12 protein-coding genes and 1 pseudogene are annotated in these 14,345 nt (G+C 70.6%); 7 read left to right on the top strand and 6 right to left on the bottom strand.

Annotated elements, in window-relative coordinates:
* Nucleotides 1–75: 75 nt before the first annotated feature.
* The 3 genes from ACIBNA_RS04440 to ACIBNA_RS04430 are packed head-to-tail and all read right to left on the bottom strand — an operon-like array spanning nt 76 to nt 2,950.
* Nucleotides 76–1,761 carry a thiamine pyrophosphate-binding protein gene (locus tag ACIBNA_RS04440; protein WP_399163769.1) on the bottom strand — a complete coding sequence of 562 codons (1,686 nt, stop codon included), beginning with the start codon at nt 1,759–1,761 and terminating at the stop codon, nt 76–78.
* Nucleotides 1,758–2,741, bottom strand: coding sequence for an agmatinase (gene speB, locus ACIBNA_RS04435; protein ID WP_399163768.1), 984 nt, complete (start codon nt 2,739–2,741; stop codon nt 1,758–1,760). The genes ACIBNA_RS04440 and speB overlap by 4 nt, the downstream gene beginning before the upstream one ends.
* A 56-nt stretch (nt 2,742–2,797) precedes the next feature.
* Entirely contained in the window at nt 2,798–2,950 is a 153-nt protein-coding gene (locus ACIBNA_RS04430) for a hypothetical protein (protein WP_399163767.1), read from the bottom strand.
* A gap of 223 nt (nt 2,951–3,173) precedes the next feature.
* On the opposite strand from ACIBNA_RS04430, the pseudogene ACIBNA_RS04425 reads away from it, so the two are divergent.
* A pseudogene (locus ACIBNA_RS04425) lies at nt 3,174–3,512 on the top strand (helix-turn-helix domain-containing protein); the annotation flags it as partial.
* Between the two features lie 93 nt (nt 3,513–3,605).
* On the top strand, nt 3,606–4,397 hold the full coding sequence (locus tag ACIBNA_RS04420) for a phosphatase (protein WP_399163766.1): 792 nt from the start codon (nt 3,606–3,608) through the stop codon (nt 4,395–4,397).
* Here ACIBNA_RS04420 and tesB read toward each other — a convergent pair.
* Both tesB and ACIBNA_RS04410 read right to left on the bottom strand, forming a co-directional pair.
* On the bottom strand, nt 4,387–5,268 hold the full coding sequence (tesB, locus tag ACIBNA_RS04415) for an acyl-CoA thioesterase II (RefSeq protein ID WP_399163765.1): 882 nt from the start codon (nt 5,266–5,268) through the stop codon (nt 4,387–4,389). The two genes, ACIBNA_RS04420 and tesB, sit on opposite strands and share 11 nt — an antisense overlap.
* Before the next feature lie 34 nt (nt 5,269–5,302).
* Entirely contained in the window at nt 5,303–6,460 is a 1,158-nt protein-coding gene (locus tag ACIBNA_RS04410) for an acyl-CoA dehydrogenase family protein (protein ID WP_274816526.1), read from the bottom strand.
* Nucleotides 6,461–6,635: 175 nt separating this feature from the next.
* Here ACIBNA_RS04410 and ACIBNA_RS04405 point away from each other — a divergent pair, with 175 nt between their 5' ends.
* The 5 genes from ACIBNA_RS04405 to ACIBNA_RS04385 all read left to right on the top strand — a co-directional run bounded on the left by ACIBNA_RS04405 (nt 6,636) and on the right by ACIBNA_RS04385 (nt 13,877).
* The gene (locus tag ACIBNA_RS04405; RefSeq protein ID WP_399163764.1) at nt 6,636–10,406 is read left to right on the top strand and encodes an ABC transporter ATP-binding protein; all 3,771 of its coding nucleotides are present in this window, start codon (nt 6,636–6,638) and stop codon (nt 10,404–10,406) included.
* Between the two features lie 109 nt (nt 10,407–10,515).
* The gene (locus ACIBNA_RS04400; protein ID WP_399163763.1) at nt 10,516–10,911 is read left to right on the top strand and encodes a hypothetical protein; all 396 of its coding nucleotides are present in this window, start codon (nt 10,516–10,518) and stop codon (nt 10,909–10,911) included.
* 96 nt (nt 10,912–11,007) lie between these two features.
* Complete coding sequence (locus ACIBNA_RS04395; RefSeq protein WP_399163762.1) at nt 11,008–12,450, top strand: S28 family serine protease; 1,443 nt, start codon at nt 11,008–11,010, stop codon at nt 12,448–12,450.
* A gap of 412 nt (nt 12,451–12,862) precedes the next feature.
* Nucleotides 12,863–13,606 carry a DUF7008 domain-containing protein gene (locus ACIBNA_RS04390; RefSeq protein ID WP_399163761.1) on the top strand — a complete coding sequence of 248 codons (744 nt, stop codon included), beginning with the start codon at nt 12,863–12,865 and terminating at the stop codon, nt 13,604–13,606.
* Nucleotides 13,506–13,877, top strand: coding sequence for a DUF7008 domain-containing protein (locus ACIBNA_RS04385; protein WP_399163760.1), 372 nt, complete (start codon nt 13,506–13,508; stop codon nt 13,875–13,877). Before ACIBNA_RS04390 ends, ACIBNA_RS04385 begins: the two co-directional genes overlap by 101 nt.
* A gap of 28 nt (nt 13,878–13,905) precedes the next feature.
* Here the strand turns inward: ACIBNA_RS04385 and ACIBNA_RS04380 are convergent, their stop codons facing one another.
* Nucleotides 13,906–14,163, bottom strand: coding sequence for a GntR family transcriptional regulator (locus ACIBNA_RS04380; protein WP_399163759.1), 258 nt, complete (start codon nt 14,161–14,163; stop codon nt 13,906–13,908).
* Between the last annotated feature and the right edge of the window lie 182 nt (nt 14,164–14,345).

Genomic DNA, 14,345 nt, shown 5'->3' with positions numbered 1-14,345 from the left:
ACGGGTACACGGGTGCCCCGCTCTGTCCCGCCCATGTGAGGAGCGAAGAATCGGCCTGATCGGACCGGCCGCCACTCAGTCCAGGTGCGTCGGCGCGAACATCCGCAGCACGGCCGGGAGCAGGACCACCGAGGGCCCCGGCGACGCGAGTTGCTTCGCGAGGTCCTGCTCCAGGTTCTCCGGGGTCGTACGGACCCCGGGCACGCCGAAGGACTCCGCCAGGGCCACGTAGTCCGGCCGGGTCAGTTCCGTCGCGGTCGCCTCGCCGAACGCGTCGGTCATGTACTCGCGCAGGATGCCGTAGCCGCCGTCGTCGACGATCAGCCAGGTGACGTTCAGGCCGTACTGGCGGGCCGTCGCCAGCTCGGCGATCGAGTACAGGGCGCCACCGTCGCCGGAGACGGCGAGGACCGGCCGGGTCGGGTCGGCCACCGCCGCGCCGAGTGCCGCCGGGAAGGCGTAGCCGAGGCCGCCCGCGCCCTGAGCGGAGTGCATGTGGTTGGGGCCCTTGGCGTCGAAGGCCGACCAGGCCCAGTACGCGAGGATCGTCATGTCCCAGAAGGACGGGGAGTCGGCGGGGAGCGCCTTCCGTACCGACGCCAGCACCTCCTGTTCCAGGGTGAGTTCCTGGGCGGCGATGCGGTCGGCGACCTTCGCGAGCAGCGCGCGGACGCGATCCGGCGCCGTCGGGTCCTGCCGCTCGGAGACCGTCTCCAGCAGCGCCTGCAACGCGAGGCGGGCGTCCGCGTGGATGCCCAGGGCCGGGTGGTTGGACTCCAGTTTGCCGAGGTCGGCCTCGATCTGGACGACCCGGCCGCGCGGCTTGAACGTGTGGTAGTTAGAGGAGAGTTCGCCGAGTCCCGAGCCGACGACGAGGAGTACGTCCGCGTCCTGCAGGAAGTCCGTCGTGTGGCGGTCCTCGATCCAGGACTGGAGCGACAGCGGATGCGTCCAGGGGAACGCGCCCTTGCCGCCCGGCGTCGTGACGACCGGTGCCTGAAGCGTCTCGGCCAGCTGACGCAGCTTCTTCGACGCGTCCGCCCGGACCACTCCGCCGCCGGCGATGATCGCCGGACGGGCCGCTTTCGACAGCAGGTCGGCGGCCACGGCGGTCAGTTCGGGGCGCGGCGGCAGCTCCTCGGGGAAGGCGTCGCCGCCGGTCACCACCGGGATCGCCGTCCGCGCGAGCAGCACGTCCTGCGGGATCTCCACCCACACCGGCCCGTGCGGGGCGCTCAGCGCCGACTTCCAGGCCGCCTCGATGGCGGACGGTATCTGCGACTGGGTGCGCACGGTGTGGACCGACTTCACCACGCCCCGGAACGAGGCCGCCTGGTCGGGCAGTTCGTGCAGATAGCCGTGGCGGCCGCCGCCGAGCCCCGCCGTCGGGACCTGGCTGCTGATCGCCAGGACGGGGGCGCTGGCCGCGGCCGCCTCCTGGAGCGCCGCCAGCGAGGTCAGTGCTCCCGGCCCCGTCGACAGCAGCAGGGGCGCCGCCTCACCCGTGATCCGGCCGTAGGCGTCCGCCGCGAACCCGGCGTTGTTCTCCACCCGCAGGCCGACGTACCTGAGGTCGGAGCGGCGCAGTGCGTCGAACATGCCGAGCGCGTGCTGGCCGGGCAGTCCGAACACGGTCGTCGCGCCCAGCCCGGCCAGCGTCTCCACGACCAGGTCTCCGCCGGTGCGGCCGGGGGGAGGATTCAGGGCGGCCTCCGTCTGGGCGGGCGTCGGGCGGAGCACCAGGTCGTGGTCGTGGGTCACTTCGCTTCCGAGTCCTTCCGGGCCGCGGCGATCTGGCGCGACATGATCGTGGTCAGTTCGTACGCCGTGTGGGACGCGGCCACCGACGTGATCTCCGCGTGATCGTACGCGGGGGCCACCTCGACGACGTCCGCGGAGACCAGGTTGCAGGACGTCAGCCCGCGCAGGATCTCCAGCAGCTCGCGCGAGGTCATGCCGCCGGCCTCGGGCGTGCCCGTGCCGGGGGCGTGGGCCGGATCCAGGCAGTCGATGTCGATGGAGATGTACAGCGGCCGGTCGCCGATGCGCTGGCGCAGCTGGTCGGCGACCTCGTCGGCGCCGCGCCGGTAGACGTCGGCCGAGGTGACGATGCCGAAGCCCATCTTCTCGTCGTCGGTCAGGTCCTGCTTGCCGTAGAGCGGGCCGCGGGTGCCGACGTGGGACAGGGCGGAGGTGTCGAGGATGCCCTCCTCGACCGCGCGGCGGAACGGGGTGCCGTGCGTGTACTCGGCGCCGAAGTACGTGTCCCAGGTGTCGAGGTGGGCGTCGAAGTGCAGCAGGGCCACCGGGCCGTGCTTCTTCGCCACCGACCGCAGCAGCGGCAGCGCGATGGTGTGGTCGCCGCCGAGGGTCATCAGGCGGGCGCCCGAGCCGAGCAGGTCGTCCGCGGCGGCCTCGACGGTCTCGACGGCCTCGTTGATGTTGAACGGGTTCACGGCGATGTCGCCACCGTCCGCGACCTGGGCGAGGGCGAACGGGGAGGCGTCCTGTGCCGGGTTGTAGGGCCGCAGCAGCCGGGACGCCTCACGGATCGCGTTGCCGCCGAAGCGGGCGCCCGGCCGGTACGAGACACCCGAGTCGAACGGCACGCCCACCACGGCGACGTCGGCCCGTCCGCCGACCTCGTCGAGCCGGGGCAGCCGGGCGAAGGTCGCGGGACCGGCGTACCGCGGGACGCGGGAGGAGTCGACGGGCCCGCGGGGAGTCTCGTTGCTGCTCATGGAGGAATGCCTTCTTTCCTACGCTTCATCGCGTATGTACTGCTTGTCGTACGACTTTACCGGGGAGCCGGGGCCGGCTCGGATATGGGTTCGGATGCCTGCCCGGCGACGCGTTCGCGCCAGGCGGCGAGGACGGCCATGCCGGTCGGCCTCGCCATCAAGGAGGCGGCGCCGTAGCCCCCGAGCGACGACATTCGGTCCCAGCGCATCCGCCTGAATCTGGGGCGACCAGTCCAGTCGACACTAGGCACCTGCCAACGACTGCGACATGTACATTTCGTACACCGCAGCGCGAAAGTATGGAGGAAACGTCCATCACACCGGGCACCGACGTTCCGGATTTGGGCATCCACCTGGCTTTGAGGACCGGGGCTAATGCGTGATCGTCTGCTGCAGCGGCGTCACGGGCCTGTTCGTGAAGATCGTCAGGTAGCCTCAGGTTTACATGCGGCCCGCGCCCTGGCCCGCGCCACCCGCGCCCCGCTGCTCCGGCACGGCCCGCGCCCCGCCTTCGCCGACCTGGTCCCGCCCGGTGAGGCGGCGGCCCACGCCCGCACCCTGCTCGCGCCCGTCACGGCTCACCCCGCGCTTTCCGAGACCCTGCGCACCTGGCTGTCCCCGCACGGCAGTTGGGACCGCACGGCCGTCGCCCTGTCCGTGCACCGCAACACCGTGCGGCAGCGCATCGCCCGGTGCGCGGCCCTGCTGGAGACCGACCTCGACGACCCGGACGTACGCATGGAACTCTGGTTCGCGCTGCGGCACATCTGAGTAGCTGACCAGGGTCGCGCTGAGTACGTGACGCACATCCCAGCGTGCGATACGCCAGGACCGCCCACAGTCGGCTGCCTCACAATGGGAGCCATGCCGATACCCGGGACACCCAGCCGCGCCGAACTCGTCGACCACCTCGTCAGGACGCGCATCGCGGGCGACGTCGCCACCCCCCGCGAGAACAACCTCTCCCACTACCGCCAGCTGGCGAACGGCAACCGCCACTACTGGCTCGGCCTGGAACTCGGCGACCGCTGGAGCGACGAGCAGGACGTCCTCGCGGTGATGGCGGAACGGGTCGGAGTGAACGACGACCCCGAGCACCGGTACGGCCAGGACACCATCGATCCCGAGCTGACCATCGCGGCCCTGGACCGGCTCGCCGGCCGGCTGCGCAAGGCGGCGGACGGGCAGCAGCGGGTCCTGTTCGCCACCGGCCACCCCGGCGGCCTGCTCGACGTGCACCGCGCGACCGCGTCCGCCCTGCGCGCGGCCGGCTGCGAGATCGTCGTCATCCCGGACGGGCTGACGACGGAGGAGGGTTACGTCATGCAGTTCGCGGACGTGGCGGTCCTGGAGCACGGCGCCACCCTGTGGCACACCCACTCGGGCGAGCCGATGAAGGCCATCCTGACCGCCCTGGAGCGCGAGGGCCGCCCGCTGCCCGACCTGGTCGTCGCCGACCACGGCTGGGCGGGCTACGCGGGACAGCACGGCGTGGACTCCGTCGGCTACGCCGACTCCAACGACCCGGCCCTCTTCCTCGCCGAGGCCGAGGGCACCGTGCAGGTGACGGTGCCCCTCGACGACCACGTGGTCAGCCCCCGCCACTACGACCCGATGACGGCGTACCTCCTGGCGGAGGCCGGCCTCAGCCAGTGAGCTCGTCGCGCGGGACGCGGACCACGCCCTCCTGGATCACCGTGATGGCCAGCCGCCCGTCCTGTGTGTATATCCGGGCCTGCCCCAGTCCCCGGCCGCCGTACGCGGACGGGGACTCCTGGTCGTAGAGCAGCCACTCGTCGGCGCGGAACGGCCGGTGGAACCACATCGCGTGGTCCAGGGAGGCCCCGACGACGTCCCCGACGGCCCAGCCGCCCCGCCCGTGCGCGAGCAGCACGGAGTCGAGGAGCGTCATGTCGGAGACGTAGGTGGCGAGGACGACGTGCAGCAGGGGATCGTCGGCCAGCTTGCCGTTGGTCCGGAACCACACCTGCGAGTGCGGCTCGCGCGGCTCGCCGAACTTCCCGTACGGCGGCTCGTCGACGTAGCGCAGATCGACGGCGGCCCGGGCCTCGAGGAACTTCTCCACGACCGCCGGGTCGAGATGGCCGTATCCGCGCAGCCGCTCCTCACCGGTGGGCAGCGTGGCGGGATCGGGCGCGTCCGGCATGCGCTCCTGATGGTCCAGCCCGTCCTCGTAGACCTGGAAGGACGCCGAGAGGTGGAAGATCGGCTTGCCGTGCTGGACGGCGACCACCCGGCGGGTGGTGAAGGAACGGCCGTCGCGGATCCGGTCCACGGTGTAGACGATGGGCGCGCCGGGATCGCCGGGGCGCAGGAAGTACGCGTGCAGCGAGTGCGCGGGCCGGTCCTCGGGGACCGTGCGCCCGGCGGCGACGAGCGCCTGGGCCGCGACCTGCCCGCCGAAGACGCGCGGGACGACGGCGGACCGGGACCGGCCGCGGAAGATGTCCTCCTCGATCTGCTCCAGGTCGAGCAGATCGAGGAGGTCCTGTAGTGCCTGACTCATGCGACTTTTGTACCGGCCACTGATTGCGGTCGGCTTACAGGCCCATGTCCTTCGCGATGATCGACTTCATGATCTCGCTGGTGCCGCCGTAGATGCGGTTGACGCGGTTGTCCGCGTACAGGCGGGCGATCGGGTACTCGTTCATGTAGCCGTAGCCGCCGTGCAGCTGGAGGCAGCGGTCGATGACGCGGTGGGCGACCTCGGTGCAGAACAGCTTCGCGGAGGCGGCCTCGGCGGGGGTGAGCTCACCGGCGTCCAGGGCCTCGGTCGCGCGGTCGGCGACGGCCTCGGCGGCGTCCACCTCGGCCTGGCAGGCGGCCAGCTCGAACTTGGTGTTCTGGAAGTGGGCGACCGGCTTGCCGAAGACCGTGCGCTCCTGCACGTACTGCTTGGCGAACCGGACGGCGGCCTTGGCCTGGGCGTAGGCGCCGAAGGCGATGCCCCAGCGCTCGGAGGCCAGGTTGTGGCCGAGGTAGTAGAAGCCCTTGTTCTCCTCGCCGAGGAGGTCCTCGACGGGCACCTTGACGTCGACGAACGCCAGCTCGGCGGTGTCGGAGGTCTTCAGGCCGAGCTTGTCGAGCTTGCGGCCGACCGAGTAGCCCTCGGACTTGGTGTCCACGGCGAACAGGGAGATGCCGTGGCGGCGGTCCTCGGCGGTCGGGGCGGCGGTCCGGGCGCAGACGATCACGCGGTCGGCGTGCACACCGCCGGTGATGAAGGTCTTGGCGCCGTTGAGGACGTAGTGGGTGCCGTCCTCACTCAGCTTGGCGGTGGACTTCATGCCCGCGAGGTCGGAACCGGTGCCCGGCTCCGTCATCGCGATGGCCCACATCTCCTCGCCGGTGACGAACTTCGGCAGGTAGCGCTTCTTCTGCTCGTCGGTGGCGAGCATCTTGATGTAGGGCAGGGCGAGCAGCACGTGCACGCCGGAGCCGCCGAACTGGACGCCCGCGCGAGCGGTCTCCTCGTAGAGCACGGCCTCGAACTTGTGGCTCTCCAGGCCGGCGCCGCCGAACTCCTCCGGGACGTTGATCCCGAAGATGCCCAGCTCACCGAGCTTGTAGTAGAAGTCGCGGGGCGCCTGGCCCGCCGCGAACCACTCGTCGTACACCGGTACGACCTCGGCCTCGATGAAGGCGCGCAGGGTCTCCCGGAACGCCTCGTGATCCTCGTTGAACACCGTACGGCGCACGCCGCCACCTCCAGGGACCTCAGCTGTCTAAGCGCTTGCTCATGCCAAGATACCGGCGAGTATCAATCACCGTCCAGGGTGGGGCCGGGGTAACGCTCGTCACGCCGCGGGATGAAAACGGCCTCCCACGGCGTTGGTGCCTTCCGGCAGACCAGGACGATCGGAGGGCACCCGCGTGACACCGCAACGGGGATGGGCGCGACGACTGTGGGCCTATGCGTGGCGCCACCCGAAGGACGTCGTACTCGCCCTCGGCTCCTCGCTGGGCGGCATGGCGGTCATGGCCCTCGTCCCGCTGATCACCAAGGTGATCATCGACGACGTCATCAGCGACCACACCCGCTCGATGACCACCTGGGCCGGCCTCCTCATCGCCGCCGCACTGGTCGTCTACGTCCTCACCTACATCCGCCGCTACTACGGCGGCCGCCTCGCCCTCGACGTCCAGCACGACCTGCGGACGGAGATGTACGGGACGATCACCCGGCTCGACGGCCGCCGCCAGGACGAGCTGTCCACCGGCCAGGTCGTCGGCCGGGCCACCAGCGACCTCCAGCTGATCCAGGGCCTGCTGTTCATGCTCCCGATGACCATCGGGAACTTCCTGCTGTTCCTGATCTCCCTGGTGATCATGGCGTGGCTGTCCCTGCCGCTCACCCTCGTCGCCCTGGCCGTCGCCCCCGCCCTGTGGTGGATCGCCAAGCGCAGCCGCACCCGGCTGCACCCCTCCACCTGGTACGCCCAGGCCCAGGCCGCCGCCGTCGCCGGCGTGGTCGACGGTGCCGTCAGCGGAGTCCGCGTGGTGAAGGGCTTCGGGCAGGAGGACCAGGAGACCGGGAAGCTCAGGGACGTCAGCCGCAGGCTCTTCGCCGGGCGGCTGCGCACCATCCGCCTGAACTCCGTCTACACACCGGCCCTCCAGGCCGTCCCCGCCCTCGGCCAGGTCGCGATGCTGGCGCTCGGCGGCTGGCTCGCGGTGGGCGGGCACATCACGCTCGGGACGTTCGTCGCCTTCTCGACCTACCTCGCCCAGCTCGTCGGCCCGGTCCGCATGCTCGCCATGGTGCTCACCGTCGGCCAGCAGGCCCGCGCGGGCACCGAGCGCGTCCTGGAGCTGATCGACACCGAGCCGTCCCTCGAGGACGGCCGCAAGGAACTGCCCGCCGACGCCCCCGCGACCGTCGAGTTCGACGACGTCTCCTTCGGCTACGACGCCGACCGCCCGGTCCTCGACGGGCTCTCCTTCGAGATCCGGCCCGGCGAGACCCTCGCCGTCGTCGGCTCCTCCGGCTCCGGCAAGTCCACGGTCTCCCTGCTGCTGCCGCGCTTCTACGACGTCACTCGCGGTGCCGTCCTCGTCGGCGGCCACGACGTGCGCGAACTGACCCTTCAGTCGCTGCGGGCCGCGATCGGGCTGGTCCCGGAGGACTCCTTCCTCTTCTCCGACACGGTCCGGGGCAACATCGCCTACGGCCGCCCGGACGCCACCCAGGAGGAGATCGAGCAGGCCGCCCGCGCCGCCCAGGCCGACCGGTTCATCGCCGAACTGCCCGACGGCTACGACACCACCGTCGGCGAGCACGGCCTCACCCTCTCCGGCGGCCAGCGCCAGCGCGTCGCCCTCGCCCGCGCCATCCTCAGCGACCCGCGCCTGCTGGTCCTGGACGACGCCACCTCCGCCGTGGACGCCCGCGTCGAGCACGAGATCCACGAGGCCCTGAAGGAGGTCATGCGGGGCCGCACCGCCCGCCCGTCGCCCGACCACCACCCCTCAACGAGCGCTGACGCGCGCACCACCCTATTGATCGCCCACCGCCGCTCCACCCTGAACCTCGCCGACCGCATCGCCGTCCTGGACGGCGGCCGCCTCGCCGACATCGGCACCCACGACGAGCTCCAGCGGCGCTCCGCCCTCTACCGGCGCCTGCTCACCGACCCCGACGAGCTCGGCGCGGTCTCCCCGGGCCACACCCAGCCGGCCTGCCCCCAGGAGGACACCTCCGTCCGGGACGAGCTGGACGCCGAGTTCGACGCCGAGCGCGGGGTGACCCCACGGCTGTGGAGCGGCGACCGCGAGCGCAAGGACCTCGCCCTCGCCGAGAGCCCCGCCACCCCCGAGCTCCTCGCCCAGGTGGAGGCGCTGCCCCCGGCCACCGACGCCCCCGACGTCGACGAGAAGCAGGCCGTCCAGCCGGAGGAGTCCTACGGCCTGCGCCGGCTGCTGCGCGGCTTCGGGCTGCCGCTGCTGGTCAGCCTCGGTCTGGTCGCCGTCGACGCGGGCATGGGTCTGCTGCTGCCGATCATGATCCGGCACGGCATCGACTCGGGCGTCACCCAGGTCGCGATCGGCGCCGTGTGGGCGGCGTCGCTGCTCGCGCTGCTGACGGTGGCCGTGCAGTGGGCGGCCCAGGTCGGCGAGATCCGGATGACGGGACGTACCGGCGAGAGGGTGCTGTACTCGCTCCGGCTGAAGATCTTCTCCCAGCTCCAGCGCCTCGGGCTCGACTACTACGAGCGGGAGCTGACCGGCCGGATCATGACCCGGATGACGACCGACGTCGACGCGTTGTCGACGTTTCTGCAGACGGGCCTGGTCACTGCCTTCGTCTCGGTCGTCACCTTCTTCGGCATCATGATCGCCCTGCTGGTCATCGACGTGGAGCTCGCACTCGTCGTCTTCGCGACCCTGCCGCCGCTGATCATCGCCACGTACTTCTTCCGCCGGGCGAGCGTGAAGGCCTACGAACTGGCCCGCGAACGGGTGTCGGTGGTCAACGCCGACCTCCAGGAGTCGGTGTCCGGGCTGCGGATCGTGCAGGCCTTCCGGCGCGAGCGGGACGGCGGGCGGCGGTTCGCCGGGCACAGCGACAGCTACCGCCAGGCGCGCATCCGGGGCCAGTGGCTGATCTCCGTGTACTTCCCCTTCGTGCAGTTCCTGTCGTCGGTGGCGGCGGCGGCCGTGCTCATCGTGGGCGGAGCGCGGGTCGACGCCGGGACGCTGGCGATCGGCTCGCTGGTGGCGTACCTGCTCTACATCGACCTGTTCTTCGCGCCCGTGCAGCAGCTGTCCCAGGTCTTCGACGGCTACCAGCAGGCGTCCGTCTCGCTGGGCCGCATCCAGGAACTGCTCCAGGAGCCGACGTCGACGAAGTCCGCCGACGAACCCCGCGAAGTGCTCTCCCTGCGCGGCGAGATCGCCTTCGAGGACGTGCACTTCGCGTACGGCGATGGCGAGGAGGCCCTCGGCGGGGTCGACCTGCGCATCCCCGCCGGGCAGACCGTCGCGTTCGTCGGCGAGACCGGGGCCGGCAAGTCGACCCTCGTCAAGCTCGTGGCCCGCTTCTACGACCCCACCGGCGGCCGGGTCACCGTCGACGGCACCGATCTGCGCGCCCTCGACATCACCTCCTACCGGCATCGTCTCGGAGTCGTCCCGCAGGAGGCGTACCTCTTCCAGGGCACCGTCCGCGACGCCATCGCCTACGGCCGCCCCGACGCCACCGACGCCGAGGTCGAGGCGGCGGCCCGGGCGGTCGGCGCGCACGAGATGATCGCCACCCTGGAGGGCGGCTACCTCCACGAGGTCGCCGAGCGCGGCCGCAACCTCTCCGCCGGACAGCGCCAGCTGATCGCCCTGGCCCGCGCCGAGCTGGTAGACCCGGACGTCCTGCTCCTCGACGAGGCGACCGCCGCGCTGGACCTGGCCACGGAGGCCCAGGTCAACCAGGCCACCGACCGCCTGGCGGGCCGCCGCACCACCCTGGTCGTGGCCCACCGCCTCACCACCGCCGCCCGCGCCGACCGGGTCGTCGTCATGGACCACGGCCGGGTCGCCGAGGACGGCACGCACGAGGAGCTGCTCGCGCGCGGCGGGCGGTACGCCGAGCTGTGGCGGACGTTCATCGGGGCCGCGGAGCCGGAGGAGCCGGTCGGCGCATCCCGCTGAGACCTGGGCGACCGGCGTCTGCGTGACGCTCGTGCAACCGTCCGACATACGTCATGCGTCCGTACACCTGTACGCCGATGATCGCACGACGCGGTACGGGAGGACGACAGTGGACAGTGGAGCGATACGCCGGCGGCTCGCGCTCGGCCTGGCCGTGCTGACCGCCTCCGGCCTGCTCGCCGTCGCGGCGCCGGGCGAGGCGCAGGCCGCCGCCTCCGCCACCTACTGTCCCGGCCGCAAGGTCCGCACGCTGCCGTTCTCCACCGGAACCGTGCTCATCTACAAACGCGGCGGCTACGTCTGCGCCGTGACCCTCACCAAGAAGCCCGGCGTGAAACGGAAGATGTCGGTGAGCGTGCAGGCACGCGGCAGCCGCCCGGTCGTCGACGAAGGCCGGTACTCCTACCACGCCGGCCCGGTGATGGCGCACGCCGGGCGCCGCTGCGTATGGCTGAAGGGCAGGGTGGGGCAGGGGGTGTTCAGCTCCGGCTGGATCCTGTGCTGACGCCCGGCGCATAGAGGGTTATCCCCATGTCCCCTGGCGCTGACGGGAGTTGGTCCGCTAGCTTCCGGCGCACATCTGTCTCACAGGGGAGTGCGCATGCGCAAGGCGCTCAGATGGCTGCTGGCGCTCACGGTGCTCATAGGCACGTTGAGCACGGCCGGAGCGGCCACCGCCGCCGAGCCGGAGGCCACCGGCACCGACAGCACCACTGACATCAAGGAAAGGCTGCTCTCCATACCGGGCATGAGCCTGGTCGAGGAGAAGCCGTACACCGGCTACCGCTTCTTCGTCCTGAACTACACGCAGCCGGTCGACCACCACAAGCCGTCGAAGGGCACGTTCCAGCAGCGCATCACCGTGCTGCACAAGGACGTCGCGCGCCCGACGGTCTTCTTCACCAGCGGCTACAACGTCTCCACGACGCCCCGCCGCAGCGAGCCGACCCAGATCGTGGACGGCAACCAGGTCTCCCTGGAGTACCGCTTCTTCACCCCGTCCCGGCCCGCCCCGGCCGACTGGTCCAAGCTGGACATCTGGCAGGCAGCCAGCGACCAGCACCGCGTCTTCAAGGCGCTGAAGGGCATCTACGGCAAGAAGTGGATCTCCACGGGCGGCTCGAAGGGCGGCATGACCGCCACCTACTACGAGCGCTTCTACCCGCGTGACATGGACGGCGTGGTCGCCTACGTCGCCCCCAACGACGTCGTCAACAAGGAGGACTCGGCCTACGACCGCTTCTTCGCGCGCGTCGGCACCGAGGAGTGCCGCGACCGGCTGAACGGCGTGCAGCGCGAGGCGCTGGTGCGCCGCGAGCCGCTGGAGAAGAAGTACGCGGCCTACGCGCAGGACAACGGCCTCACCTTCACGACCATCGGCAGCCTGGACAAGGCCTACGAGGCCACCGTCCTCGACTACGTGTGGGGCTTCTGGCAGTACAGCCAGCTGAAGGACTGCGATCAGATCCCGGCCGACGCGAAGAACGCCACCGACGACCAGATCTGGGACTCCGTCGACACGATCTCCGGCTTCTCCGCCTATGCCGACCAGGGCCTTACGACCTACACGCCGTACTACTACCAGGCCGGCACGCAGCTCGGCGCGCCGACGATCGAGTTCCCGCACATCGAGAAGAAGTACATCCGCTACGGCTACCAGCCGCCGCGGAACTTCGTCCCGCGTGACATCCCCATGAAGTTCCAGCCGCAGGCGATGCGGGACGTCGACACCTGGGTCCGGCACAACGCCCGCCGGATGCTCTTCGTCTACGGCCAGAACGACCCGTGGGGCGCGGAGCCGTTCCGCCTCGGGCGGGGCGCGAAGGACTCCTACGTCGTCACCGCCCCCGGCATGAACCACGGCGCCAACGTCGCGGGCCTCGTGCCCGAGCAGAAGGACCTCGCCACCGCCCGCATCCTCGATTGGGCCGGAGTCGCCTCCAGCGCGGTGCGGTCCGACCCGGCGGCGGCGAAGCCGCTGGCGAAGTTCGACGCCAAGCTCGACAAGCGGGACGTACAGCGTGAGATGACGCTGCGGCCGTAGCCGCCCGCTGCCGGTACTCGACCGCCTCTCGGCCCACTGGGAACGGGAGGCGGTTCGCGTGTCCGGCATCCAGTCCTCGGCCGCGTCGCCTGTCACGTGGGAGGTCGGCTTCGGCAGCGAGGTTCGCCCATGATCGCACCGCCCGCTTTCCACAGCGCCGAACCGGCCGACCAGGACCGAATACGATGCCTTCCAGGGCACCGAGCAAGGTGCATAAAGTTCCGCGAGGAAGCAGATCGCGGCGAAATTCGGCGGACGAGGGCATGTCACCGCAAGGAGGCCCTCGGCGCCCGGCTGTGTTCCTTCGACCAGATGCAGGAGGTCTTCCGGTGACGCCAGCCGAGCGGCCGTCCGCACCGAAGCCGGGCCCGCCGCCCCGCCGTACCCGCTGGTTCCAGCCTTCGAGATCGTCTTGAAGAGAAAGGTCGACGCTGGCGAGGTCGAAACTGCCTGGTTCGATCGGCACGACTCTGCCCAGACCGCCGTCGCCGATGTACCGGACAAGTGGCCCGACGCCTACAAGGAGGTCGTCAAGGCCCGGCTTGACATCATCGGGTCCAACAAGGACATCCGGCTGATCGAGCGCCCCGAGTACAAGCGCCGCTGGATGACGGATCCCTGGAAGAAGCGCGAGGCCGCCGCCCTCCGTGCCTGGCTGTTGGATGCCGCTGAAAGGGAGGAGCTGTGGTTCGAGGAGCGCGGTGAGTACACCTCGCCCCGCACACTCACCGTCTTCCAACTTGCCGACGCCTTGCGTCACGACGAGGACGTCCAGGCTGTCCGTGCGCTCTATGCCGCGGACCATCTCGACAAGCCAGACGCCTCACTCGCCACCGTCCTCGCGGCCGTCATCGAGCCCGAGCACGTCCCGTACCTCGCCGCCCTCCGCTACAAGGAGTCCGGCCTGCGGAAGCGCGCCCAGTGGGAGCGGGTGTGGGACCAGCAGCGGGAGGAGGATCGTACTGGGGAACGCCTGGCCATCAAGGTGCCCCCGAAGTACACGAGCGCCGACTTCCTCAAGCACTCCTACTGGGTCCAACCGCGGCAAGCTCGACGTGCCGAAGGAGCGGTTCATCTCCTACCCCGGCGCATCCCCGGACGGCGACCCGTCCCTCCTCCTCGGCTGGGCCGGCTGGAACCACCGCGACCAGGCTGAGGCGCTGGTCAACCTCCTGAACGACCGTGAGAATGTGGATGGTTGGCCCAGGGAAGACCCGCGTTATGTCCCGATGCTGGCCGGGCTCCTGGAGGTCATGCCCTCGGTCCGCCAGTGGTACGACAAACACGACGAGGAGTGGGGCGACAACCCCGCCAAGGAGTTCCAGACAGCACTGAACCGCGGCCTCGCCAACCGCCATCTCTCGGAGGCTGAGCTCCGCGACTGGCGCCCTGAGAAGAAGCGGGGCGGGCGCAGAGCCGCAGAGTAGCGGTTGGAAGGTCGGGACGGGGCGGCCGTCAGTCGGCTGCCCCGTCTTCCTCGCCGGCCTCGGCGGGCGGCAGCACATCAACCACGAAAGACCCCTTGTGCGGCAGGGTCTCAATGAGTCCTCGGTCGCGCAGGTCACGGAGTGCGCGCCGGATGGTTCGGTCGGCGACGCCGTAAGTCTCGGCGAGCCGCGTGATGCTGGACAGTGCTCCGCCGGGCGGGATGCGTCCCGACCTGATCTCTTCCTCAATGGCGTGTGCGATCCGCTGCCACTCGTATTGAGCCATGCCCTCAGCTTCGCCTGGTGCACCGGGACCTGGATCGGCGGACCATGGTGCACCAATGGCGCCCATGGCGTACCGTGGTACATGCCAGAAAACCCCCGCGACGGGTGCAAGCCGTCCGGGGGCGTGGCCGATCTGAACGGAGCAGACCCGACATGCGGAACCTTATCCGCCGTACCGCCCAT

The sequence above is a fragment of the Streptomyces sp. NPDC050164 genome, from assembly GCF_044459945.1.
Classification (GTDB): domain Bacteria; phylum Actinomycetota; class Actinomycetes; order Streptomycetales; family Streptomycetaceae; genus Streptomyces; species Streptomyces coeruleorubidus_A.
This window is presented reverse-complemented; position numbering and strand designations above follow the sequence as displayed.